Origin of the sequence: Herbidospora solisilvae, from assembly GCF_009901565.1 — a bacterium.
In the GTDB taxonomy this organism is placed as follows: Bacteria; Actinomycetota; Actinomycetes; order Streptosporangiales; family Streptosporangiaceae; genus Herbidospora; species Herbidospora solisilvae.
Genome location: NZ_WXEW01000011.1, coordinates 42,462 through 65,218, shown reverse-complemented (window position 1 = coordinate 65,218; position 22,757 = coordinate 42,462). Strand labels below are relative to the sequence as shown.

General features: G+C 71.1%; 21 protein-coding genes. 4 read left to right on the top strand and 17 right to left on the bottom strand.

Going from position 1 to position 22,757, the window contains the following annotated elements:
• Positions 1-20 precede the first annotated feature (20 nt).
• From GT755_RS32955 to lhgO, 3 genes are read right to left on the bottom strand one after another with little or no spacing between them, the layout of a single operon-like run.
• Positions 21-1,412, bottom strand: a complete 1,392-nt coding sequence (locus GT755_RS32955; protein WP_161483490.1) for a sensor histidine kinase — start codon at positions 1,410-1,412, stop codon at positions 21-23.
• 4 nt (positions 1,413-1,416) lie between these two features.
• A complete protein-coding gene (locus GT755_RS32950; RefSeq protein ID WP_161483489.1) occupies positions 1,417-2,121 on the bottom strand; it encodes a response regulator transcription factor in 705 nt (234 codons plus the stop codon).
• Between the two features lie 33 nt (positions 2,122-2,154).
• Positions 2,155-3,309 (bottom strand): L-2-hydroxyglutarate oxidase, encoded by a 1,155-nt coding sequence (lhgO, locus tag GT755_RS32945; RefSeq protein ID WP_161483488.1) that lies wholly within the window; start codon positions 3,307-3,309, stop codon positions 2,155-2,157.
• A gap of 21 nt (positions 3,310-3,330) precedes the next feature.
• On the opposite strand from lhgO, the gene GT755_RS32940 reads away from it, so the two are divergent.
• On the top strand, positions 3,331-3,696 hold the full coding sequence (locus GT755_RS32940) for a hypothetical protein (protein ID WP_161483487.1): 366 nt from the start codon (positions 3,331-3,333) through the stop codon (positions 3,694-3,696).
• Positions 3,697-3,747: 51 nt separating this feature from the next.
• On the opposite strand, the gene GT755_RS32935 is transcribed toward GT755_RS32940, so the two are convergent.
• Positions 3,748-6,252, bottom strand: a complete 2,505-nt coding sequence (locus tag GT755_RS32935) for an SCO7613 C-terminal domain-containing membrane protein (RefSeq protein ID WP_161483486.1) — start codon at positions 6,250-6,252, stop codon at positions 3,748-3,750.
• 157 nt (positions 6,253-6,409) lie between these two features.
• Positions 6,410-7,405, bottom strand: coding sequence for a hypothetical protein (locus GT755_RS32930; protein ID WP_161483485.1), 996 nt, complete (start codon positions 7,403-7,405; stop codon positions 6,410-6,412).
• 109 nt (positions 7,406-7,514) lie between these two features.
• Between GT755_RS32930 and GT755_RS32925 the strand changes: the two genes are divergently transcribed.
• Entirely contained in the window at positions 7,515-8,486 is a 972-nt protein-coding gene (locus GT755_RS32925) for an aldo/keto reductase (RefSeq protein WP_161483484.1), read from the top strand.
• 80 nt (positions 8,487-8,566) lie between these two features.
• On the opposite strand, the gene GT755_RS41435 is transcribed toward GT755_RS32925, so the two are convergent.
• Genes GT755_RS41435 through GT755_RS32900 form a run of 5 tightly spaced genes read right to left on the bottom strand, consistent with a single transcriptional unit; the run spans position 8,567 to position 11,441 of the window.
• Positions 8,567-9,631 carry a GNAT family N-acetyltransferase gene (locus GT755_RS41435; RefSeq protein ID WP_161483483.1) on the bottom strand — a complete coding sequence of 355 codons (1,065 nt, stop codon included), beginning with the start codon at positions 9,629-9,631 and terminating at the stop codon, positions 8,567-8,569.
• A gap of 10 nt (positions 9,632-9,641) precedes the next feature.
• Positions 9,642-9,950, bottom strand: coding sequence for an ArsR/SmtB family transcription factor (locus tag GT755_RS32915; protein WP_161483482.1), 309 nt, complete (start codon positions 9,948-9,950; stop codon positions 9,642-9,644).
• 2 nt (positions 9,951-9,952) lie between these two features.
• Positions 9,953-10,369 (bottom strand): arsenate reductase ArsC, encoded by a 417-nt coding sequence (locus GT755_RS32910; RefSeq protein ID WP_161483481.1) that lies wholly within the window; start codon positions 10,367-10,369, stop codon positions 9,953-9,955.
• Positions 10,366-11,079 (bottom strand): aquaporin, encoded by a 714-nt coding sequence (locus GT755_RS32905; RefSeq protein WP_202610807.1) that lies wholly within the window; start codon positions 11,077-11,079, stop codon positions 10,366-10,368. The genes GT755_RS32910 and GT755_RS32905 overlap by 4 nt, the downstream gene beginning before the upstream one ends.
• Entirely contained in the window at positions 11,076-11,441 is a 366-nt protein-coding gene (locus GT755_RS32900; protein ID WP_161483479.1) for an ArsR/SmtB family transcription factor, read from the bottom strand. The genes GT755_RS32905 and GT755_RS32900 overlap by 4 nt, the downstream gene beginning before the upstream one ends.
• A gap of 88 nt (positions 11,442-11,529) precedes the next feature.
• Between GT755_RS32900 and GT755_RS32895 the strand changes: the two genes are divergently transcribed.
• On the top strand, positions 11,530-11,985 hold the full coding sequence (locus tag GT755_RS32895; protein ID WP_161483478.1) for an ArsI/CadI family heavy metal resistance metalloenzyme: 456 nt from the start codon (positions 11,530-11,532) through the stop codon (positions 11,983-11,985).
• Between the two features lie 191 nt (positions 11,986-12,176).
• On the opposite strand, the gene GT755_RS32890 is transcribed toward GT755_RS32895, so the two are convergent.
• The 4 genes from GT755_RS32890 to GT755_RS32875 form a co-directional block, all read right to left on the bottom strand.
• Entirely contained in the window at positions 12,177-13,610 is a 1,434-nt protein-coding gene (locus tag GT755_RS32890) for an MFS transporter (RefSeq protein ID WP_328794674.1), read from the bottom strand.
• Complete coding sequence (locus GT755_RS32885; RefSeq protein ID WP_161483477.1) at positions 13,607-14,068, bottom strand: MarR family winged helix-turn-helix transcriptional regulator; 462 nt, start codon at positions 14,066-14,068, stop codon at positions 13,607-13,609. Before GT755_RS32885 ends, GT755_RS32890 begins: the two co-directional genes overlap by 4 nt.
• A gap of 111 nt (positions 14,069-14,179) precedes the next feature.
• On the bottom strand, positions 14,180-16,120 hold the full coding sequence (locus GT755_RS32880; RefSeq protein ID WP_328794672.1) for an endo-1,4-beta-xylanase: 1,941 nt from the start codon (positions 16,118-16,120) through the stop codon (positions 14,180-14,182).
• Positions 16,121-16,265: 145 nt separating this feature from the next.
• On the bottom strand, positions 16,266-17,738 hold the full coding sequence (locus tag GT755_RS32875) for an NCS2 family permease (protein ID WP_161483476.1): 1,473 nt from the start codon (positions 17,736-17,738) through the stop codon (positions 16,266-16,268).
• A gap of 148 nt (positions 17,739-17,886) precedes the next feature.
• Here GT755_RS32875 and GT755_RS41695 point away from each other — a divergent pair, with 148 nt between their 5' ends.
• Positions 17,887-18,150 carry a DUF2530 domain-containing protein gene (locus GT755_RS41695; RefSeq protein ID WP_161483475.1) on the top strand — a complete coding sequence of 88 codons (264 nt, stop codon included), beginning with the start codon at positions 17,887-17,889 and terminating at the stop codon, positions 18,148-18,150.
• On the opposite strand, the gene GT755_RS32865 is transcribed toward GT755_RS41695, so the two are convergent.
• The 3 genes from GT755_RS32865 to GT755_RS32855 are packed head-to-tail and all read right to left on the bottom strand — an operon-like array spanning position 18,092 to position 22,728.
• On the bottom strand, positions 18,092-18,832 hold the full coding sequence (locus GT755_RS32865) for an SAM-dependent methyltransferase (protein ID WP_161483474.1): 741 nt from the start codon (positions 18,830-18,832) through the stop codon (positions 18,092-18,094). The genes GT755_RS41695 and GT755_RS32865 overlap by 59 nt on opposite strands.
• Positions 18,833-18,844: 12 nt before the next feature.
• Positions 18,845-21,934, bottom strand: coding sequence for a sacsin N-terminal ATP-binding-like domain-containing protein (locus GT755_RS32860; RefSeq protein WP_161483473.1), 3,090 nt, complete (start codon positions 21,932-21,934; stop codon positions 18,845-18,847).
• Positions 21,935-21,960: 26 nt separating this feature from the next.
• Positions 21,961-22,728, bottom strand: a complete 768-nt coding sequence (locus tag GT755_RS32855) for a DUF3027 domain-containing protein (protein ID WP_161483472.1) — start codon at positions 22,726-22,728, stop codon at positions 21,961-21,963.
• Positions 22,729-22,757: the final 29 nt, after the last annotated feature.

The following is a 22,757-nucleotide window of genomic DNA, read 5'->3' as shown; positions in this document are numbered from 1 at the left end:
AGCATGCAGGTTGCATGCATTCAGTCGTGCTCCGGTTCCAGGCGTAACACCACCCGGAACGCCGCCCCCGTCCCCGGCGACGTCTCCACCGTCACCGTCCCCCCATGGGCCTTAACCAGCGACGACACGATCGACAACCCGAGCCCCGTCCCCGACGACTCGTCGTGGGTCCGGGCCGGGTCGGCGCGGTAGAAGCGTTCGAAGACCCGGGCCGCCTCGTCGGCCGTCATCCCCGGCCCCTTGTCGGCGACCTCGACGAACGCCTCGCTCCCGGCCGCGCCGACGGTCACCGTCACCGGCACCCCGTCGGGCGTGTGGGTCAGCGCGTTGGACATCAGGTTGCCGACGACCTGCCGTAAGCGCACCTCGTCGCCCGGCACGATCGGCGCGGTCGTCCCCTCGACCGCCAGGGAGATCGACCGCCCGGGGGCGAGGATGCGGGCGTCCTGGACGGCGTCGCCCGCGATGGCCAGCAGGTCGACCGGCTTCGACTGGAGGGGGCGCTGCTGGTCGAGGCGGGCGAGCAGGAGGAGGTCGTCGACGAGCAGGCTCATGCGTTCGGCCTCGCTCTCGATGCGGCGCATCAGCCGGGTCACGTCGGTCTGCGGGGCCTGGCGGTGGAATTCGGCGTACCCGCGGATGGAGGTCAGCGGGGTGCGGAGTTCGTGTGAGGCGTCGGCGACGAAGCGGCGCATGCGCTCCTCCGACTCGCGGGCCGCCGCCTCCGACCGGGAGCGGTCGTCGAAGGCCTTCTCGATCTGGGCGAGCATCCCGTTCAGCGAGCGGGCCAGGCGGCCCACCTCGGTGCGCGGGTCACGGTCGGGGATGCGGCTGCTCATGTTGCCGGCGGCGATCGATCCGGCCGTACGCTCGATCTCCGCGAGGGGGCGCAGGCTGCGCCGGACCAGCACGATGCCGAGCAGGCCAGCCAGCGCCAGCACCACCGCCCCGCCCAGGACGACGATCAGTCCCAGCCGGGTGGTGATCTGGGTGACGCCGCCGAGCCCGATGGCCGTCACCAGGGTCCGGCCGCTCGGCAGCGACACGGTCTTGACCCGCCACGACACGCCGTCGGACGCGCGGGTCGCGATGTCGCCGGGAGGCGGCAGGTCGGCCGGGCTCGGGCGGCCGGTCACCGACTCACCGGCCGCCGACGGGCCGACCGTGCCGTCGGCCTCGACGACCTGCACCAGGCCCTCGGGCGGCAGCCGCTGCATCGAGTAGGTCAGGTCGCCGCTGTGGGCGAGCCGGGCGAGCGTCTGGACGCTGAGCTTGGCCACCTGCTCGTCGACACGGTCGATCAGGTAACTGCGCAGGAGGGACACGCTGGCCGCGCCGATCACCAGCAGGGTCCAGGCGACCAGGGCGAGCATCGCCGCGATCAGCTTGGTACGCAGCGACACCCGGCTCATGTCGTCAGGCCGAGGTTCGCATCACGTAGCCGACACCGCGCAGGGTGTGGATGAGCCTCGGCGCCGACCGGCTGTCGATCTTGCGGCGGAGCACCGACACGTAGGACTCCACGATCCCGGCGTCGCCCCGGAAGTCGTAGTCCCACACGTGGTCGAGGATCTGCGCCTTCGACAACACCCGCCCGGCGTTGGCCATGAAGTAGCGCAGCAGCTTGAACTCGGTCGGCGACAGCGGCACCGGGTGGCCCGACCGCCAGACCTCGTGGGACTCCTCGTCGAGCTCGATGTCGGCGAAGGTCAGCCGGGGCGGCGGCGCGGTCGGGTCGCCCGCGGTGCGGCGCAGCACGGCCCGGATGCGGGCGATGACCTCTTCGAGCGAGAACGGCTTGGTGACGTAGTCGTCGCCGCCCAGCGTCAGGCCGCGGATCTTGTCTTCGGTGGCGTCGCGGGCGGTCAGGAAGACGACCGGGGTGAAGGTACCGCCGCCGCGCAGCCTGCGGACGACGTCGAAGCCGTCCATGTCGGGCAGCATGACGTCGAGCACGATCAGGTCGGGCCGGTGACGGGTGGCCGCGGCGACTCCCTCGGTGCCGCTGGAGGCGGTGCTGACCTCGAAGCCGGCGTACCGCAGGCTCGCGGCCAGCAGTTCGAGGATGTTCGGCTCGTCTTCGACGATCAGCAGTCGGGCTTCGGGAGTCACCATGAGCATCTTCTCGGATGAAGGGGGGCTTTCCTGAGCACTTTATGAAGAATCGCTTAAGGTTGCCGTCAAATCAGCCACATGCCGGGCGATCGCGAAGCTCGACGTCGCGGCCGGGGAAGGCGCGTTGCGCACGATCAGGACCCGCCCGTGGCGGTCGATGGCGAAGTCGTCGACCAGCGTGCCGTCGCGGCCGACGGCCTGGGCCCGCACCCCGCTGCCGGCCCTGACCAGGTCGCCCCGGGCGAGCGCCGGCACGTAGCGGCGGGCCGCCTTGAGGAACGCCGACGGCCGCAACGAGCCGTTCAGCTCGCGCAGGCCGGTCAGCCAGTGGCGGCGGGCCATCGTGCGGGTGCCCGGCCAGGCCAGGACGCGGGCCAGCTCGCCCAAGCGCACGTCGCGCCACGAGTAGCCCTCCAGCGCCAGTGCCATGATCGCGTTGGGGCCGACCAGCACCTCGCCGTCGACCCGTTTGGTCAGGTGGACGCCCAGGAAGGGGTAGCGCGGGTCGGGCACGGGATAAATCAGGCCCTTGACCAGCGTTTTCGCCGTGGCGGTCAGGCGGAAGTACTCCCCCCGGAAAGGGACGATGCGCACCTCTCCCCGGCCCGCCAGGGCGTCGGTGCCCAGGCCTGCGCAGACCACCAGGCGGTCGAAGCGCAGGCCGCCCGCCGCCACACCCGTGGCCGACTCGTGGATGGCCCGCACGGGGTGCGAGAGCCGTACATCCAACGATGCGGCGAGATGCCGGGCGACGGCGGGAAAGTCGACGACGGCGGTGTGGGGAGAATGCACGGCGCCGACGCCGACCGCGTGGGGTTCGATCTCGCGCAGGCCGAGGGCGTCGAGCTCGGAGATGTCCGGTACGCCGTTCGCCCGCGCCCTGGCCGCGATCTCCCGCAGCCCCGCCCGCTCGGCCCCCGTCGAGGCGATCACGAGCTTGCCGACCTCGTCGTAGGGCAGCCCGTGTTGCCGGCAGTAGTCGCGCAGCAGCGCCACGCCCTCGCGGCACAACCGCGCCTTCAGCGATCCGGGCCGGTAGTAGATCCCGGCGTGGACGACTCCGCTGTTGTGCCCGGTCTGGTGGGCGGCGACGCGGTCTTCCTTCTCCAGGACCGTCACCTCGGCGCCCCGGGAGGTCAGCTCACGCGCCACCGCGAGCCCGAGGATGCCGGCGCCGACCACCCCGATCTCCATGCCTTCGATAATATCGAACACGTGTACGTTCCACCGGGATGGCCACCCGAAGTACTCCCGCCGGGCAGCCCCGACTGGCAGACGTCGGCGGTCAACTGGCTGCTCGACGCGGTGCCGCCCGACTACCGCGCCTACGGGGTGCTGCGCCGCCATCCGCTCGCGCTGGCCCGCATGGCCGGCCACACCGTGCGCGCCCAGGTCGAGGGCGCGCGGGCGGGCTACCGCGACGCCGCCGTCGACCTGAAGGAGCACCTGCCGCCCCACGTGGTCCAGGCGGTCCTGGAGGTCTACCGCCGCGAGGGCCCCCGGCTCGTGGCCCTGGCCGAGTCGATCGCCCTGGTCGAGCGTGCGCTGCGGGGGGAGGAGTTCGTCGAAGGAAGACGCTGACGGCCGCCGGCCGTCACCGTCTCCGCTGCGAATCTGCCTCAAAGACACGCTTCAGCGGAGACCCCGGATCGCCGCGCCGACCCGCTTGACGTCGCGGATCCGGCTCTCGTAGGTCGCGCCCACCACCAGCAGCAGCAACCCGCCGACGGCCATCGGCACCCAGCGGGGCACCATGAGCACCAGGTCGGCCACCCAGGGCGTGATCTCGTGCACGGTCACCGCCGCGAGCGTGAACCCGCCCAGCACGGCGGGCGCCTGCAGCCGCCGCAGCGCCCCCACGACCAGCACGACCAGCGCCACGATCCCGAGCGCGAGCGGCCTGAGCCACCCCTCGGGCTGGTCGTAGAGCACGACCAGGCTCGGCAGCAGCGTGAACGAGAGCCCCGCGCCGTAGGCCCGCCACGACGACCCGGTCCGCGCCTTCCACCACCCGAACACCAGCAGCACGACCGAGAACGGCGCCGTGTAGGCCTCGACGAGGGTGACGTCCTCGGCGTAGAGCCGCGACCACGAGGCCGTCAGCAGCAGCGCCGTGGCCAGGTAGCCGACGTTCCCGCGGTCCTTCCGCAGCGCCACCCCCGCCGCGATCACCCCGGCCGCCGCCGCGGCGAGACTGAACATCTTCAGATCCGGTACGACCGCCAGCGCCGCCACCCCGAGCACCCCGGCCCCGATCTCGGTCCGCCGCCAGGGCGCCGCCGCGGCGGCCACCGCGAGCAGCACGAACGTGAGGAAGCGAGGCTGGAGGTCGGCCGCCAGCCAGGCCGCCACCGCGAACCCGCCGGCGTGGATCACCGCCACGTTGGCCGCCCACGTCCGCAACGTGGCCGCCCGGAACGCGACCCCCGCCGCGATCAGCGCCAGCGCGGCCAGCACCACGAGCGTCGCCGTCTCACTGACCAGCCCCCACACCACGGCGACCACCCCGACACCGAGGGCGAGCCGGGCGAACGCCGGCTGCGGCACCGCCGCGACCCCGGCGGCCAACGCCAGCAGCACCACGATCATGACCGGGTAGGGCAGGTCGAACACCGGCGGCACGAACGCCACGGCCACCGCCCCCACCAGCACCGCGACGACCTTCTGCCGCACCACCAGCGCCAGCGCGACGGCGATCAGCACGAGCAGCAGCAGATCGGGCACCCCCGGCACCCACGGCGACCGGCTGAGGTAGTCGCCCGCCCCCGCGCCCCAGCTCGCCGACCAGACGCCGTGCCCCCAGTCGAGCGGCCCGCGCAGCACGATCAGCACCGGCGCCAGCACCCCGATCGACGCCAGCGCCCCCACGACCAGCGCGGTGTTCCTGGCCCGCCCGCGCAGCACGAGCGCGAACACCCCCGCCGCCACCGGCGCGACCAGGATCACCCACGCGAACGGCACTACCACCGCGAACGGCGCCCGCACCGCGAACACCCCCGCGACCACACCCCCGATGACCGGGACCAACGGGAACTTCTTCGCCCCCCGCGCCATGAACGCCGCCTCGGCGGCGGCCACGGCCAGAATCACGGCGTAGCCGACCGCCTCGGCCAGGTCGTCGGGGTAGGCCGTGGACTGGAAGAACGCGATGTAGACGCCGATGACCCAGGTGGCGAGCAGCCCGACCAGCGCGACCTTCCGGCGGGCCCACGTCCAGACGGCGACGTCGAACCCGGCGGTCAGGATGAGCGCCCCGGCGGCGTGGGCGGCCGTCTGGTCGGCGACGAAGACGATCAGCGGGAACTGGGCGAGCCCGATGGCGATCGGGACCGGGAGCGACAGCCTGGCGTAGCCGCCGTAGAGGGCGAACAGCCCCGCGGCGAGCGCGAACAGCACCGCCGTGTACGGCAGCGAGTCGACCCGCGGCTCGAACCAGACCTGGTAGGCGGCGTACCCGTCGAGCAGGAACAACGCGAGCCCGAGGATCGCGACCGTCTCGGCGGTCGCCTTGAGGTTGCGCCTGACCAGCAGGAACGGGGTAGCGAAGGTCAACGCGGTGAACCCGACGAGAATGGCCGCCCGCCCCCCGATCCCGACGGAACCCCAGCTGACGATCGTGAACACGAACGCCGCGACGACCAGCAGCAGGCCGCCGAGACCGAGCAGCAGGTTACGAACGGCGGAGGGCGACATCTCCCGCTTCGGGGGGACGTTGCCGGGAAAACCGACAGGCACCGGGCCGCCGGGCCGGCCCGGCACACCTGCCTGCCAACCTGGCTGACCGGACACACCCGCCTTGGGGGCGGCCTGGCCGTGCGCACCCGCGACGTGCCCCGGGCCGTCCTGCGCGCCCGTCTGCGGGCCTTCCGCCGGGCCGTTCACCGGCGTCTGGGCTCCCCCGGCCCAGGCGCCGGCAGGCTGGTTCTCTCCGGCGGCGCGGAGCGCGGTCAGCAGCTCCGACCTCCTGCCGAGCAGCCAGGCCTCGCGCCCCCGTAGGTCGTTCAGGGCGAGGTCGAGCTGCCACAGTTCGGCCGCGATCGGGCCGTGGAGCGGAAGCTCGCAGGCCGGGCATCGGCGGGGTGACCCGTCCAGCGGGGCACCGCAGTCGGGGCAGGCGGGAGAGCCGGCGGAGTGCATACCGGAACGATCCCGCTCAACCCCACGTGGGCGCTATGGAGCACCTACTCAATTCGCGATGAGTATCCCGGTATGTGGCTGACAAAAGATCTCAAAACCAGCCGCTCAGACGCCTTCCCCATGAGTAGCCGTCGCCAGGTGGCGAACGATCGCCGGACTATCGCCCGGCCCAGCGCGCGATGCCGACGATGATCCCGACCGCGCCCACCGCCACTCCGAGCCACAACGCGATCATGAGCCCCGTGTTCGGCCCCGCCGACTCGGAGGCCACCGGCTGTGCCGCCGGGCTCGCCGTGGGCACGTCGGCGGCTTTCGGCGTGGGCGACGGGCTCGGGACGGCGCTCTCCGGCAGCGGCACCCGCACGACCGGGCTGCGTTTGCCCTCCGACCCGGTCAGCAGCGCCTTCCCGTCGGCCGTGTAGGTGATCGACTCCGCCTGCCGCAACATGGGCATCGGCACGCCCGAGATCTCGTCGTCGATCTTCCGGTAGAGGGTCGCCGAGAAGTAGGTCCGAATGACGAAACTCGACCCGTCGGGCGCGAACGCCGCGTCGGTCGCCATGGTCGGGGCCGACCCCACCCGCTTCAGCACGTTCACCCGGTCGGTCCGCAACTGCCTGGGCGCGGCGTAGACGAGCCCGTCGAACTCCTTGGTCACCACGTAGAGACGCCCGGTCCGGGGGTCGACCATGAGACCTTCGGCGTTCCGCGCCTGGTCGGCGTACCGGAACCGGTATCTCACCGCCGAGACGGTCCCGCCGCGCAGCCGGGCCGGTTCGGTCACCTTGTAGACGGAGATGTCGGGCCACGCCCCGTCGAGGTTGTCGCCGATGTCACCGAAGAACAACACCCCGCGCCCCGACGCGTCACGGTAGGCCGCCATGCCCTCCCAGTCGCGGGCCTCGGCGTTCGCGATCGTGTACGCCGCCCTGGTCCGCCCCGTCGAGGAGTCGACGGCGTAGAAGACGGCCCCGGCGTCGCTGTCGTTGTGGGTGTAGACGATCCCGGGGTGCGTCGGCGAGACGGCCAGGCCGCTCGACTCGGTGATCCGGGGATCGGTGAACTCGAAGAGCTCGTCGTCGGCGTGCGCCGGAACCGCCCACAGGACCACGACCAGCAAGGCGAGCCCGATCCCCCGGTATGTCCACCCCATGGGAGACATCCTGCCCTGTCTAATGGCCGCACCTGCGGTGCGGCCGGCCGGGGCGCTCAGGCGCGAGAGGGCTGGCCTGGAGTCCACTCCAGGTTCCTAAGGTGGAAGCATGGACTACGCGCAGCTCGGTCGTACCGGACTCAAGGTCAGCAAGCTCTGCCTGGGCACGATGAACTTCGGCCCGCAGACGTCTGAGGAGGACTCCTTCACGATCATGGATCGCGCCCATGAGCTGGGCATCAACTTCTTCGACACCGCCAACGTCTACGGATGGGTGAAGGGTGAGGGGGTCACCGAGCAGATCATCGGCCGGTGGTTCGCCCAGGGTGGTGGCCGCCGTGAGAAGACCGTCATCGCCACGAAGCTCTACGGCTCGATGGGCGACTGGCCCAACGAGACGTTCCTGTCGGCGCTGAACATCCGCCGCGCCTGCGACGCCTCGCTGAAGCGCCTGCAGACCGACTACATCGACGTCTACCAGGCCCACCACGTCGACCGGAACACCCCGTTCGAGGAGTTCTGGGAGGCCATGGAGGTCCTGCGCCAGCAGGGCAAGATCCTGTACGTCGGCTCGTCGAACTTCGCCGGCTGGCACATCGCCAAGGCCCAGGAGACGGCCCGCCGCCGCAATTTCCTCGGCCTGGTGAGCGAGCAGTCGAAGTACCACCTGCTGGAGCGCTCGGTCGAACTCGAAGTGCTCCCGGCGTGTGAGGACTACGGGCTTGGCGTCATCCCGTGGAGCCCCCTGGCCGGCGGCCTGCTCGGCGGCGTCCTCAGGAAGATCGACAAGGGCCGCAGCGCCACCGAGGACATGCTCCAGAGCCTGGAGAAGGTCCGCCCCCAGATCGAGCAGTGGGAGGCCTTCTGCGACGAACTGGGCGAAGACCCGGCCAATGCGGGCCTCGCCTGGCTCCTCCACCAGAAGGCCGTCACGGCCCCGATCATCGGCCCCCGCACCGCCGACCAGCTCGACGGCTCCCTGCGCGCCCTGGAGATCAAGTTCGACGACAAGGCCCTGGCCCGCATCGACGAGATCTTCCCCGGCCCCGGCGGCACCGCCCCCGAGGCCTACGCCTGGTAGCGGAAGGTCCGGTGCGGCGACTCGCCGCACCGGACCTCTCCCGTCACGGCCGAAGACCCCAAAGCCGAAATCGGCGGCGCCTATCCGGTGATCTTGCTGCGGCGCTCGATGAAGACGACGTCTCTCCAGCGATCGTGGTGACGTCCGATGCGTTCCCGGATGCCGACCTGGCGGAATCCGGCTTTCTCGTGCAGGCGCAGGCTGGCGGTGTTCTCGGGGAAGACGCCGGACTGGATGGTCCAGATGCCGGCGGCCTCCGTCGAGTCGATCAGCGCCTTCAGGAGCAGGGTGCCGACCCCGCGCCCGTGGTGGGCCGGGGAGACGTAGACGGAGTGCTCGACGACTCCGGCGTACACGCACCGGTCGGAGACGGCCGAAGCGGCGACCCACCCGACCACCTCGTCCGACGCGGTGTCGACCGCCACGTGCCGGTGGCCGGGGAGCTTGGCCGTGGTGAAGGTCTCCCATGTCGGGGCGGTGGTCTCGAAGCTGGCTTGCCCGCCGTCCAGGCCGGTTTGATAGACGGCCAGGACCTGGGCGGCGTCGTCGTCGCGCATCGGGCGGACGGCGATCTCCGGTTTGGTCGCTTGGACGATCGTGCTGTGCAGCCCTTGCGCCAGAGGCGACGTCCGGGTCAGGCGAATGTCGGTGAACCCCACTGCGGTCAGGTGGGCGCGGTAGCCGGCTTCGGTGAGCGTCCCCACGGTGCAGCCGACCGACCGTTCGGCCTCCTCACGGCGGAACGGTTCGAGGTCGTCGTCGGCGACGATGTCGCTCACCCCGAACCGGCCGCCGGGCTTCAGGACGCGGAACGCCTCGGCCAGGGTGCGGGGTTTGTCGGCGGACAGGTTGATCACGCAGTTGGAGATCACGACGTCCACGGCGCGGTCGGGGAGCGGCACGTCGAGCCCCGCGCCGGAGCCGAGATCGAGAACGGTGTCTCCGGGCCGCAGGTCGGCGACCGCCACCGGGTTGCCGCATCCCAGGCTCGCCCCCTCCGGGATACCGGTGTCGCAGGTGTGGGCGTGGGAGCCGGGACAGTCGGCCGACGCGTCGGGGACGGGCTGTCCGGCCTGGGCGGTCTGCGCGAGTCCGGCACAGTGCCGCAGGACCTCTGATCGCCGGTCGTCGATGTCGTCGGCCATGCCGGTCTCCTCAGGTGATGGGGCGTCCCATGACCACGTCGGCGGCGGTCGGGAAGTAGTCCACGCACGCGTCGTTGATCCGGTAGAAGCGCGCGATCCCGCGCTGCTCGACCAGCACGAACCGCACCTCGGCAAGGATCTTCAGGTGGGCCGAGACGGTCGACTGAACGACGTCCACGGCTTCGACGATCTCTTTGACCGACATCGGCTGTCCGGCGCGGGCGAGCAGGGTGACGATCTGCACGCGGGTGGCGTCGGACAGGGCGCGGAAACAGGTGGCGTACTTCTCGGCGGTGTCGCGGTCGAGTGGTCCATTCATCGTCAATCGACGATAGGCGATGAAAGCTCCTGGAGCAACGTCAGAACCCGGCGCTCGATTTCGTCGCGGATCGGGCGGACGTCGTCGACGCCCTTGCCCGCCGGGTCGGGCAGCTCCCAGTCCAGGTAGCGCTTGCCCGGGTAGAACGGGCAGGCGTCCCCGCATCCCATCGTGATCACGACGTCGGACGCCTGAACGGCCTCGTCGGTCAACGGCTTGGGGAACGCCCTGGACAGGTCGAGCCCGATCTCGTCCATGACGGCGATCACGGCGGGGTTGATCGTGTCGGCGGGGGCCGACCCGGCGGAGCGGACGACCACGTCGCCCTTGCCGTGGTGGTCGAGCAGGGCGGCGGCCATCTGGGAGCGTCCGGCGTTGTGGACGCAGACGAAGAGAACCTCTGGGACGGCGGCGGTCATGCGAACTCCTTGGAGGCGGGAGCCGTGGAGGGTGCGGCCACGGGGTGGAGGATCAGGGCCAGAGCAGCGCCGGCGAACGCGCCGGCGAGTTGAGCGGCGATGAACGGCGCGACCGACACCGGGGCGATCCCGGCGAAGGTGTCGCTGAAGATGCGGCCGATGGTCACGGCGGGGTTGGCGAAGGAGGTGGAGGAGGTGAACCAGTAGGCCGACCCGATGTAGGCCCCCACCGCCGGGGCGGCCAGGTGGGCGCGGCCGGTGCGGGTCAGGCTGAGGACCAGAGCCACCAGACCGGCGGTCGCGACGGCTTCGGCCAGCCACAGGGACGGCGCGGTCCGGACGGTGGCGGAGATCGTGACGGCGGGGAGGTCGAACATGAGGTTGGCCAGCACGGCTCCACTGATGGCGCCCATGGTCTGGGCCAGCGCGTAGACGCCAAGAGAGGTTCCCGTGAGGCCGGTCCGCCCCCGGCGACCGAGTGCCCAGTCGACGAGGGAGACCACCGGGTTGAGGTGAGCGCCGGAGACCGGCCCCACCATGAGGATGATCACGGCGAGCCCGGCGGCGGTCGCGGCGGCGTTCTCGGCCAGTTGCAAGCCGACGTCGCTCGGGGACAGGCGGGCGGCGGCGATGCCGGAGCCGATCACGATCGTGACGAGCAGGCCGGTGCCGACGAACTCCGCTATGGCGCGTCGTGCCAGGGAGGTCACCGGACGCCGGCCTCTTCCCTCGCCGTGTCGAACAGCGCCGACAGCCGGTCGAGCGCCTGCGGGATCACCCATGAGTAGACCCAGGTCCCGCGCCGCTCGGAGCCGATCAGCCCGGCTTCCCTGAGGGTCTTCAGGTGATGGGAGATCGTCGGCTGCGACAGGTCGAACTCGGGAAGCAGATCGCAGACGCAGGTCTCCTCGTCGCGGGCGGCGATGAGGGAGAGCAGGCGCAGCCGTACGGGATCGGCGACGGCCTTGAGGACCTTCGCCAGCTCGGCCGCGTCGTCCTTGCTGATGGGTTCACGGGCCAGGGGCGCGCAGCATTCCTCCGCGATGACCGGCAACGGGTTCTGCTTCGACATAGGCCGATATTGACATCGGTCGATACAGGAACGCAAACTGTGCTTCGAAAGGCTACTTAGATGTTCATCGATACAAGGAGAGGATCACATGTCCCGCGTTCAGCTCGCCCTGCGGGTCTCCGACCTGGAGGCGTCCGTGGCCTTCTACAGCAAGCTGTTCGACGCCGAACCGGCCAAGCGGCGGCCCGGCTACGCCAACTTCGCCATCGCCGAACCGCCGCTGAAGCTCGTGCTCCTGGAGGGCGAGCCCGGCCGGCCGACCGTGATGGACCACCTCGGCGTCGAAGTCGACACGACCGACGCGGTCACGGCCGCCTCCTCCCGCCTGGCGGCGGAAGGCCTGGCGACCGCCGACGAACAGGACACCGCCTGCTGCTACGCCGTCCAGGACAAGGTCTGGGTCCACGGCCCCGGCGACGAACCGTGGGAGGTCTACACGGTCAAGGCCGACTCGGCGACGCTGATCAAGGAGTCCGATCCGGCCTGCTGCGCTCCGGCCGGCGTCGAAGTCCTCGACGTGGAGCCCAAGCAGGCCTGCTGCTGATCCACCCGGCCGCGGCGGTCACCACGCGGTGGCCGCCGCGCCGGAGGCGCGGTCGTTCACCAGGTCACTGGACCAGCGCGCCCACGACGACGAGCAGCATCAGCAGGCCGAGCACGGTCGGCAGCAGCCAGCGGCGGGGACGGTCCACGGCGTCGAGCCTAGCCAAGCCCATGGGGTGCCGCTGACCATCCTCAGACCGCGATCGACGCCGTCGCCGGGTTGAGGGCCATGGCCTTACGCGCCGCGACCAGCCGGGTGATCAACACGGCCAGCACCACCCCGCTCAGGCTGAGCAGGCCGGAAACCATGATCCCGACCCGCGGCCCGGCGAGCTCGGCGATCCACCCGATCAAGGGGGCGCCGATCGGAGCCCCGGCCGTGAAGACCAGAACATAGATTCCCATCACCCGGCCGCGCATCTCGCTGGAGGCCCCGAGCTGCAGGGTCGAGTTGGCCATGGTCTGCACGGTGATCATCGCCAGTCCGGCCGGGACGAGCGCGATCAGGAAGGCCCAGTACGCCGGCGTCACCGCCGCCACGATCTGGGCGGCCCCGAAGGCGATGCCCGCGGCGACCATCGTCCGCCGCGACGGGGTGACCCGGCGGGCCGCCAGCAGCGCCCCCACGACCGCCCCGATGGCGAACGCGCTGCTGCCGATCCCGAACGCCGACGCCCCCGCGTCGAACACCTCGGTCGCCATCAGCGCGATGGACGTGGTGAAGCTCTGCGCGAAGACCGCCACGAACCCGACCATGAGCACCGGCAGCAGCAGGTCCGGCTTCCCGATCACGTAACGCACGCCCTCCCTGGCCTGCCCCTTGCCGCGCTTGACCGGCTCGGGGGTGCGCAGTTCGGCCGTCCGCATCAGCAGCATGCCGCCGATGGTGAAGGCGAAGGTGAGCGCGTTGACCAGGAACAGCGGCCCGGTGCCGCCCAGCCAGTTGATCAGGAGCCCGGCGACGGCCGGGCCGACCACGCGGGCCAGGTTGAAGGAGGAGCTGTTCAGGGCGATGGCGTTGGACAGGTCGTCGCGGCCGACCATCTCGACCACGAACGACTGCCGGGTGGGCACCTCGACGCAGGCCAGCAGACCGAGCGTGAAGGCCATGACGTAGACGTGCCAGACCTGGGCGTGCCCGGTGACGGTCAGCACACCCATGGCGAGCGCGAGCGCCGCCATCAGCGACTGCGCGGTCATCAGGAGCGGCCGCTTCGGGAACCGGTCGGCCAGCACGCCGCCCCACATCCCGAACAGCATGACCGGCAGGAACTGGAGCGCCACCGTGATGCCGAGCGCCGTGCCCGACCCGCCGGTCAGGCTCAGCACGAGCCAGTCCTGGGCGGTGCGCTGCATCCAGGTCCCGACGTTGGAGACAACGCCTCCGGAGAGGAACAGCCGGTAGTTGTGGTTCCGCAACGACCGGAACATGCCCGACTTCTCCGACGGGTCCCCGGCGGCCTCGGGCGCGGGCGACGGCGTCTCCGCCGCCGGCAGCACATCCGATCCCGGTTCTCCGGCCGGCGAACCCGGGCCGGCTCCGGAGGGCAGGGCTGGGCCGGGCTCCCGAACCGCCCCAGCTCCCGTCCACTTCGCCAGGTCGGCCGCCGTGCGCAGCCTTCTCACATTTGGGAGAGCTTTTCCAGGATGGGGGCGGCCCGGCGCAGGATCGCCTTCTCCTCCGGTGTCAGCTCGCCGAGGCGCTGGGCCAGCCAGGCCTCCTTGCGGCGGCGTTCTTCTTTCAGCAGCGCGGCGCCCGCCGGGGTGACCGACAGGGTCACCTGACGACGGTCGGTGGGGTGGGGGGAGCGGGCCAGCAGGCCGCGTTCCTCCAGATGGGTGACCACCCTGGTCATCGAGGGCGGCTGCACCTTCTCGTGTTCGGCCAGCTCGCCGGGGGTCATCGTGGTGTGCCGCTCGACGGCGGCCAGGGCCGCGAGCTGGGTGGGCGTCAGGATGTGACCCACGGCCTGTTTGCGCAGGCGACGGGTCAGCCGGGCCAGCGACACGCGCAGCGCGGACGCCAGACCGGCGTCGCTGCGCAGGTTCGCAGCCGGATCCGTGTTCTGAGGATTCGTTAGCATGAGTCATTACCTTTGCTAACTATATGGCACACCATGGCATTCCTGCTCAGGGATACCTTCCCCAAAAGGGCCGGGCACGGCCCCCGAAGGAGGCCGTGCCCGGGTCAAGAATCAGGCGCAGGTGTAACCCGACGCCGTCGAGGTGTCGCTGCTGGGACGCGCCACCTGGAAGCCGAACGTCGTGGTCGCGCCGGAGCCCAGGTTGCCGTTGTAGGCGGCGTTGCGGGCCGTCACCGTGTTCCCGGACACCGTGAGGGTGGCGTTCCAGGAGCCGACGATGGTGTGGCCGGAGGGCAGGGTGAAGGTCACCGTCCACGAGGTGCGCGGGGAGGTGCCGTTGGTCACGGTCACCGGCTGGACGACGTACCCGCCGCCCCACTGGGTCTGGATCGTGCCGGTGGCCGAGCAGCCGCCGGAGTTGCCGCCCGTGGTGGTGAAGGTGACCGAGGTGGAGTTGGCCGACAGGTTGCCCGCCCCGTCACGCGCCCGGACGTAGACCGTGTAGGCCGTGCTGGCCGACAGCCCCGTCAGGGCCACCGAGTTGGTGGTGGACGTCGCGATCTGCGTGCCGCCCGAGTTGTAGACGTTGTAACCCGCCAGGCCCGAGCCGCCCGTGTCGGTCGACGCGGTCCACGACAGGGTGGCCCCCGACGAGGTGATGTTGGAGGCGGTGGGCGCGCCGGGCGTGGTGGGGGCGGTGGTGTCGCTGCTGCCGCCCGTGGTGGTGAAGGTGACCGAGGTGGAGTTGGCCGACAGGTTGCCCGCCCCGTCACGCGCCCGGACGTAGACCGTGTAGGCCGTGCTGGCCGACAGCCCCGTCAGGGTCACCGAGTTGGTGGTGGAGGTCGCGATCTGTGTACCGCCCGAGTTGTAGACGTTGTACCCGGCCAGACCCGAGCCGCCCGTGTCGGTCGACGCGGTCCACGACAGGGTGGCGCCCGATGAGGTGACGCCGGACGCGGTCGGGGCGCCCGGTGTCGAAGGTGCCGTCGTGTCGTTCGGGGTGCCGTTGTCGAGGGCGTTGTGGACCGCCGTGTACGACGGCTTCTGCGAGTAGTTGTTGTCGTAGATGAGCGCGAAGCCCTCACCCGGGAAGGTGTCCGGGACCCACGAGTACTTGTCGGTGAAGCCCCAGATGGTCACGCCGGCGCAGGCCGTGACCGCGAGACAGGCGTTCACCACGTTGGTGTAGTAGGTCGCCTGCTGGGTGTCCTTGGCCGAGGTGCGCGACCCCTGGATGCGGACGTCGAGCTCGGTGATCCTGACCTGGACGCCGAGGTTGGCGAACCGCTGGAGGTTCTGCTGGAGGTCGTTCGGGAAGCCGTACTGGGTGGAGAGGTGCGACTGGAAGCCGACGCAGTCGACCGGCACGTTCTGCGACCGGAGCTGCGAGACCAGGTTGTACATCGCGGTGCTCTTGGCGTTGATGCCCTCGACGTTGTAGTCGTTGATGCACAACCGGGCGTCGGGGTCGGCGGCGCGGGCGGCGCGGAAGGCGTCGGCGATGAAGCTGGAGCCCAGCGTGTTGTACCAGAACGACGAGCGGAAGCTGCCGTTCTCCTCGAAGACCTCGTTCACCACGTCCCACGAGACGACCGTGGGGTTGTTGGCGTAGCGGCCCACGACCGTCGCGATGTGCTCGTTCATCGCGGCTCGCATGTTGGTGGCCGACAGGCCCTGGACCCAGCCCGGCGTCTGGTTGTGCCAGACGAGGGTGTGGCCGTGCACCTGCTGGTTGTTGGCGGTGGCGAAGTTGACGATCTGGTCGGCCCCGCCGAACGTGTACTGGTTGTCGTTCGGCTCGGTGTCGCTCCACTTCATCGCGTTCTCGGCCGTGATCTGGTTGAACTCGGTGGCCGCGATGTTCCGGTAGGCCGTCTCGTTGGCCAGCGGCGAGGTCGCCAGCGCGGTGCCGATGAACTTGCCGCGCGCCTGGGCGTGCACGCGCAGCGCCGCGCTGGCCGAGGCCGGCGTGGCGACGAGGACCGTCGCGGCGGCCGTGGTGAGGGCGCAGGCCGCCGCCACCAGAGATCGCCATTTGAAGGTACGCACTGGATCTCCTGTTCCGAAACTTTTCGGTAACTCCCGTGTCGCACGGAAGGCTAGAATTGGCCGCAAAACGCGGTCAATGCGCCAACCGTGCGACGCGGGGAGTCCTGCGGAGATCCGGCAATCTATCGGTAGATAGTTGAAAGTTTCAGAAGCCCAAGAGGATCTTGATCGGGCCGAGCGCGAAGTAGATCGTGAACAGCACGGCCACCAGCCACATGAGCGGGTGCACCTCGGACGCCTTGCCCTTCGCCGCCTTGATCAGCACGTACGTGATGAACCCGGCCCCGATGCCGTTGGCGATCGAGTAGGTGAACGGCATCAGCACGATCGTGAAGAACGCCGGGATCGCGATCTCCAGGTCGGTGAAGTCGATCTCCCGGATCGAGGTCATCATCAGGAAGCCGACCACCACCAGCGCGGGCGCCGCGGCCTCGTACGGGATGATGTTGACCAGCGGCGCGAGGAACATCGACGCGAGGAACAGCAGACCGGTCACCACCGAGGCGAGCCCGGTGCGCGCGCCCTCGCCGACCCCCGAGGCCGACTCGATGTAGGTCGTGTTCGACGACACCGACGCCGCGCCACCGGCCGCGGCGGCGACCGAGTCGATCAGCAGGATCTCCTTGGTCTTCGGCAGCGTGCCGTCGGCCGCCACGAGGTCGGCCTGCTTGCCGACGCCCACGATGGTGCCCATCGTGTCGAAGAAGTCGGTGATCAGCAGCGTGAACACCAGCAGCACGGCGAGCACGACCGACAACTTGGTGAACGCGCCGAACAGGCTGAACTGGCCGATCAGCGAGAAGTCGGGCAGCGCGAAGATCTGGTCGAGCCCCGGCAGCGCGGGCACGTTGAGGCCCCAGCCCTGCGGGTTGGTCTTGTCGCCGTCGACGGCCGGGCCGATGTTCCCGATCGTCTGGACGATGATCGCGAAGATCGTCGCGCCGACGATGCCGATCAGGATCGCGCCCTTCACCTTGCGGGCCACCAGCAGGGCGGTGCCGAGCAGGCCGACCACGAACACCAGGATCGGCCACGACGTCAGCCCGCCGCCGATGCCCAGTTCCAGGGGCGGCGCCGGGGCGGCCGTCTTGCGCACGAATCCGGCGTCCACGAAGCCGATGAGCGCGATGAACAGGCCGATGCCCACCGAGATCGCGGTCTTCAGGCTCGCCGGGATGGCGTGGAAGACGGCCGTCCGGAACCCGGTCAGCACCAGCACCAGGATGACCAGGCCTTCGAGGACCACCAGGCCCATGGCGTCCTCCCAGGAGACCTGGGAGGCGATGCCGTAGGCGACGAACGCGTTGAGGCCCAAACCCGCCGCCAGGGCGAAGGGCACGTTCGCCACCACGCCCATCAGAATGGTCAGCAGGCCGGCCACCAACGCCGTCGCGACGGCGATCAGCGACAGGTTGGGAGCCGCCCCGTCGCCGAGGAACTGGCCGTCGGCGTCCTGGACGAAGCCCAGGATGATCGGGTTGAGCACGACGATGTAGGCCATCGTGAAGAACGTGGCCAGACCACCACGGACCTCCGCGCCGACCGACGAGCCCCGAGCCGAAATCTTGAAATACGTGTCGAGGAAACTAGTGCTTTGGGGGGTTTTGACGTCACTCACGTGCGCAGAGTGACACCCCTTACCACCAGGGAAAAGACCCAGGTCGCCGACGTGACTTTTTCGTTGCGGTTTCGTACGCGCGCCGCGTCGAACCTCACGCGGGCCGGTAGTGACCTGCCGGATTTAGGCTGACGTTTAGGCTGACAGGGTGACCCAGCAGCGGCGGCCCGATCCAGAGCCCCTCAAGACCAACGACTCCGCCACGATCACGGTGGGCATCGTCCTGTGGGCGATCGCCCTCATCGTCTTGCTGATCCTCCGGCCCGACGAGAGCTGGTACTCGTGGACCTGCGTGGCCGGGATCGGCATGGGCTTCTTCGGGCTCTGGTTCGTCCGCCGGCGCGACCGGAAGATCAGTTCGTCCGCTTCAGCAGGAGCGTCACGAAACCCAGCACCCCCCGGTAGCCCTTGAGCCACATGTCGCGGTGGGCCAGCGCCGCCGCCCGCGCCGTGTCGCCGTCGGGGCCGGGGTGGTCGACCGCCCAGCGCAGCAGGCTGCCGGTCCACGACCACTCGTAGTCGTCCCATTCCGACAGTTCGCTGGTGTAGGCGTAGACCGTCGCGTAGCCCGCGCTCTCGGCGCGCTCGACGGTGCCGGCCAGGTCGGCGTACTCCCCCGGTTCGGCGCCCAGCGTGATGAGCGTCTCGGCGTTCGGCGGGACCTCCCAGAAGCCCTCGCCGATCAGCGCGAGACCGCCCGGCTTGAGGTGCTCCTTGACTGCGTTGGCGGTCTCCACCAGACCGCCGTAGGCGTGCGTCGCGCCGACGCACATGACCAGGTCGTAGAGGCCGTTCTTGTAGTCGGCGGCCGGCATGTGGTGCAGGGTGAGCTGGTGGTCGAGGCCCTGCCGCTCGGCCATGATCCGGCACGACTCCAGGCCCTCGCGGTGCACGTCGACCGCGTCGGCGGTGGCGTCCTCGTGCATGGCCAGGGCGCGGAGCGTCCAGACGCCGTGGCCGCAGCCGATGTCGAGGACACGCGGCTGGGCGCCGAGCTTGGCCCGGCGCAGAATCCGCGTGACGGTCTGACCGCTCACCGGAGCGGCGATGGGGTGGTCGGTGTGCGCGAGGTGACTGATCAGATGACGTTCCACCCTGGCAGTGTTTCAGCCGTCGAGGTCGGCCTCCGCCAGCAGGAGCGGCACACGGTCAGGGTCGCGCAGCAGCGCCTCGACAGCGAGCCGGTCGCCCCACTGCCCGGCCGCCCACGCGAGCCCGCGCGCCAGCCCCTCGACGCCGGACGCGTGCACCCGGCCCTCGAAGAACCGCCACGGCACCGGCCTGCCGTCGACGAGCAGCTCCTCATGCCGCACGTAAGAACCGGGCGCCCCCGGCAGCAGCCTGCGCACCTGCGGGGGAACCGGGGTGTCCGCACCCGTGGAGGTGACGTCGCCGGTGACGACCTCACCGACGAGCGGCAGGTCGAGCACCTCCGACAGCGCCTCGGCCTGGTCGAACCCGACCAGCACGAGCGGCCGGTCGGCCACCAGGGCGAGCAGGTCGGGCGCCTCGACGACGACCGGCTCCAGCTCTCCGTCGACGTCGGCGACCACGATCTCGCCGTTCTGCACCGCCCGGACCGCCGCCGGAGGGCTCACCCGCTCGGGGCTGACCTCGGCCAGCGCCTTCCACAGGGCACGCAGCTGGGCCCGGTCGACGGGCCTGTCGGCGTCGGCCATCAGGTCGAGGAGCTCCTCGGGGCCGCCGTGGGAGGCGAGCAGGTCGGCCAGGGTGGAGCGCACCCCGATCATCGTGAGGGCGGCCTCGTCGGCGACGGGGGGCGCATCGGCGTACAGGCCGAAGAGAAGGGGGTCGGCCGACGGCAGCCGCAGGGAGGTCGGCGGCTTGCCGTCGATCACCGGGTGGTGCGCCAGCCACCAGCCGGTGTAGGAGGGCACCTCGTGGACCTCGCCGCCCGCGACCACCCGCATCGGCTGCAGGGCGGCGCGCAGCGGCGGCCGGGCCAGCAGCGGCAGCGCGGCGGCCCAGTCGGCGACGTATTCGAGGTCGCGGACCGCGGTGAACTCGCGCGCCACGGGCGGCACGTCGAGCTCGGGCAGCAGGTCGAGGATCGCGTCGAGCCACTCGTCTTCGCGGTCGAGGTCGTGGTCGCAGTCGTCGGGGTCCAGGACCACGTCGGCGTCGTTGACCACGGCGAACCCGTCGAGCACACCGGCGGCGGCCAGCACCCGCGAACCGAACTTCTCCACCAGGTCGGGCGCCGCGAACGGGGCCTCCTGGTCGATCAGCCTGGCCAGGTCGCCGCCTTCGAGCAGCAGGTCGCCGGCGGCGTAGACCTCGCCGTCGGCGCCGCGCAGCGCCAGCGCGGCCAGCCAGGGCGCCTCACCGGCGGTCAGCCCGGCGGCGTCGACCAGGGCCAGCACCGCCTGCGCGACCGGCTCGGGGTCGGCCGACCCTGCCGACTCGGTGACGGCGGCGTGGGTGAGCGGGTCGTCGAGGACGGTCCGCGGCGTCGCCTCGGCCGCCCCGAGCCTCAACAGCAGCGGGTGGGCGGCGTCGTGGTGGACGATCCGCAGGCCGAGCGGGGCCAGCAGCGCCGCGTCGAGCGCCTTCTCGCCGTCGGTCAGCAATAGTGTGCCCCGGGCGCCCCGGACCAGCCGGCCGTCGGCCAGCGGCACCCCGACCGCCCCGATCGCCTCGAGGTCGTCGGCCGGGAGCATCTGGTAGAGCGCTCGCCACCAGGCGGGATCGCGGTCCTTCACGGCGTCGCCGGAGAGCATGTCGATCACGTCGGCCAGCTCGACCCTGCGGATGCCCAGACCGGCCAGCGCGTGGTGGCGCACCGGCCACCCGGCGGGCAGCAGGCCGGGCACCATGTCGGCGACCATCGTCAGGAACTCGCCGGGCCCGGCCACCACGCGGGCGTCGCGCCCGGCGATGACCATCTCGTCGTCTTCGGCGAAGGAGACCGCCGCCAGCCCGTCGGCCGCACGCCGGCCGTTGACGATCTCGGCGTAGCGCCCGGACGGCTCCTCGGGCGCCGAGATCGCCGGCAGCAGCGGCAGGTCGGGCAGCAGGGAGAGGATCTCGCTCCGGATCGCCGCGTCGAGCTCCCCCTTCGCCAGCACCTGCGGCACCAGGTCGAGCAGCCGGGGCGTACGCGGCAGCGACCGCAGCAGGTCGCAGTAGACCTCGGCCGAGCGGCGCACCAGGAAGTCGGTCAGCGGCCCGGTCGCGACGTGACGCCGGTCGGTGGCCAGCGGGAACGTCGCGATCAGCAGGGCGGGCAGGTCGAGCGGCTCGTCGGAGGGCGTCGGCGCGTGCACCGACGACGGCACGTCTTTCGGCAGCGGCAGCGCCTCGCCGTCGCGCCGGGCCTGGTCGCCCCAGGCGCGGGCCTGCCCGTGGTCGACCGCCCCGGCGATCGGCACGGCCCAGCGCACCTGCCAGAACGGACGGGCCCGCTCCTCGGTCGGCCGGTCGGCGAACAGGTCGCCCACCTGCTCGGGCGTGAACTCGCCCGACGCCTCGACGACGTGCCACCCGGCGGCGGTGACGCTGCGCCAGACCCCGTCGACCTCGATGTCGATCGCCGACAACGCGGGCATGACCAGCGGCAGCGCCGGGCTGGTCTCTTCCAGCATCCGCCGGACGGCGTCTTCGGCCGCGGCGTTGCGCAGCGGCAACCGCACGATCGTGTCGAAGCCCTCGGGCACCGTCAGCTCGGCCGGGAAGGGCAACCGCAGCAGCGGCACGTGGCCCGCCCGCCCGGCCAGCTCGTCTTCCAGCGCCGGGATCGCGGCGACCAGCTCGGTGGTCAGCGCGCGCGACCAGCGCACCCCGGCGGTCGCCCGGGAGGCGATGGCGGGCTCGTCGGTGACGGACACGACGGCCGCGAAGCCGACGCCGAACCGCCCGGCCGCACCGGCCTCGTCACGCTTGCCGGAGACCCGGAGCGTCGACAGGCCCTCGACCCCGGCGGCGTCGAGCGGCCCGCCGGTGTTGGCGGCTTCGAGCACGCCCTCACGCAGGGTCAGCCGCAACCGGCCGGGCACCCCGGCGCGCAGCGCGGCGTCGGCTGCGTTCTGGGCCAGCTCGACGATCAGGCGGTCGCGGTAGCCGCCGAGGGCGAAGTCCTCCTCGGCGTTGGCGTCCTCGCGGAACCGCGCGGGCGAGGCCGTCCAGGCGGCGAGGACGTTTTCACGCATGCGGGTGGTGCCGAAGAAGTCGTTCATCACACGCTTCCGGGAGTAAAGGGAGGTCAGCCTTCCGGCATGGGGTCGTAGCCCAGGTCGTCGAGGATCGGCTGCGGAGCCTCGCCCGCCGCCGACGGCGCCGGGGCCGCCTCGGAGTGGGCGCCGCAACCGTGGTCGGCGGCGACGACCTTACCGTCGTCGGGGGCGAACTCGTTGGCGCACACACCGAAGCCCAGGCGCAGCGCGCCGGCGAGGGGCCAGTAGAAACCACAGGTGGAGCACTGGGCGGGGGCCGCCGCCGCGAGCGGGGAGTCGGGGCCGGATTCGCCGCTGTGCCAGCGGTTGACCGCCAGGTCGCGGCCGATGGCCGACAACACCCGAGCCCGGCCCAGACCGTATTCGAACAACATCTGGTGGTCGGTCTCGGCGTCGGGGTCGGTCTCGGCGGTGAAGCCGGGCGCGAGCCGGTCGTCGTCGGCCTCGGCCGGCAGCAGGTCGCCGGGCCCCAGGTCGCCGGGGCGCAGGCGGCGGCTCCACGGCACCCAGGTCGGCGCCAGCAGGGCGCCCTTGCCGGGCAGCAGCACGGTTTCACTGACGGTGACGGACTTCGCACGCGAAGCACGGGCCACTGTGATCGCCCAGCGCCAGCCCTCGTATGCTCGATCGAGGCAGGCGAAGTAGTGGGTGACCACCCGGTCACCCTCCGCGTCGAACCCCAGGTGTTCGCCGACCTCGCCCGGCCTGGCGATCTCCTCGGCCGCGGAACGAGCCAGGTCGACGGCGGCGGCGCAGGCCTGGTCAGCGACGGGGGTTCTCACGCGGGTACGGCTCACACTCCATTTTCACCTACCTGAGGAGCGAT

Excerpts from the sequence above, each read along its gene's own strand:
- GT755_RS32955 (WP_161483490.1), bottom strand. The coding sequence starts at position 1,412 with ATGAGCCGGGTGTCGCTGCGTACCAAGCTGATCGCGGCGATGCTCGCC.
- GT755_RS32950 (WP_161483489.1), bottom strand. The coding sequence starts at position 2,121 with ATGCTCATGGTGACTCCCGAAGCCCGACTGCTGATCGTCGAAGACGAG.
- lhgO (WP_161483488.1), bottom strand. The coding sequence starts at position 3,309 with ATGGAGATCGGGGTGGTCGGCGCCGGCATCCTCGGGCTCGCGGTGGCG.
- GT755_RS32935 (WP_161483486.1), bottom strand. The coding sequence starts at position 6,252 with ATGCACTCCGCCGGCTCTCCCGCCTGCCCCGACTGCGGTGCCCCGCTG.
- GT755_RS32930 (WP_161483485.1), bottom strand. The coding sequence starts at position 7,405 with ATGGGGTGGACATACCGGGGGATCGGGCTCGCCTTGCTGGTCGTGGTC.
- GT755_RS32925 (WP_161483484.1), top strand. The coding sequence starts at position 7,515 with ATGGACTACGCGCAGCTCGGTCGTACCGGACTCAAGGTCAGCAAGCTC.
- GT755_RS41435 (WP_161483483.1), bottom strand. The coding sequence starts at position 9,631 with ATGGCCGACGACATCGACGACCGGCGATCAGAGGTCCTGCGGCACTGT.
- GT755_RS32915 (WP_161483482.1), bottom strand. The coding sequence starts at position 9,950 with ATGAATGGACCACTCGACCGCGACACCGCCGAGAAGTACGCCACCTGT.
- GT755_RS32910 (WP_161483481.1), bottom strand. The coding sequence starts at position 10,369 with ATGACCGCCGCCGTCCCAGAGGTTCTCTTCGTCTGCGTCCACAACGCC.
- GT755_RS32900 (WP_161483479.1), bottom strand. The coding sequence starts at position 11,441 with ATGTCGAAGCAGAACCCGTTGCCGGTCATCGCGGAGGAATGCTGCGCG.
- GT755_RS32895 (WP_161483478.1), top strand. The coding sequence starts at position 11,530 with ATGTCCCGCGTTCAGCTCGCCCTGCGGGTCTCCGACCTGGAGGCGTCC.
- GT755_RS32885 (WP_161483477.1), bottom strand. The coding sequence starts at position 14,068 with ATGCTAACGAATCCTCAGAACACGGATCCGGCTGCGAACCTGCGCAGC.
- GT755_RS32860 (WP_161483473.1), bottom strand. The coding sequence starts at position 21,934 with ATGAACGACTTCTTCGGCACCACCCGCATGCGTGAAAACGTCCTCGCC.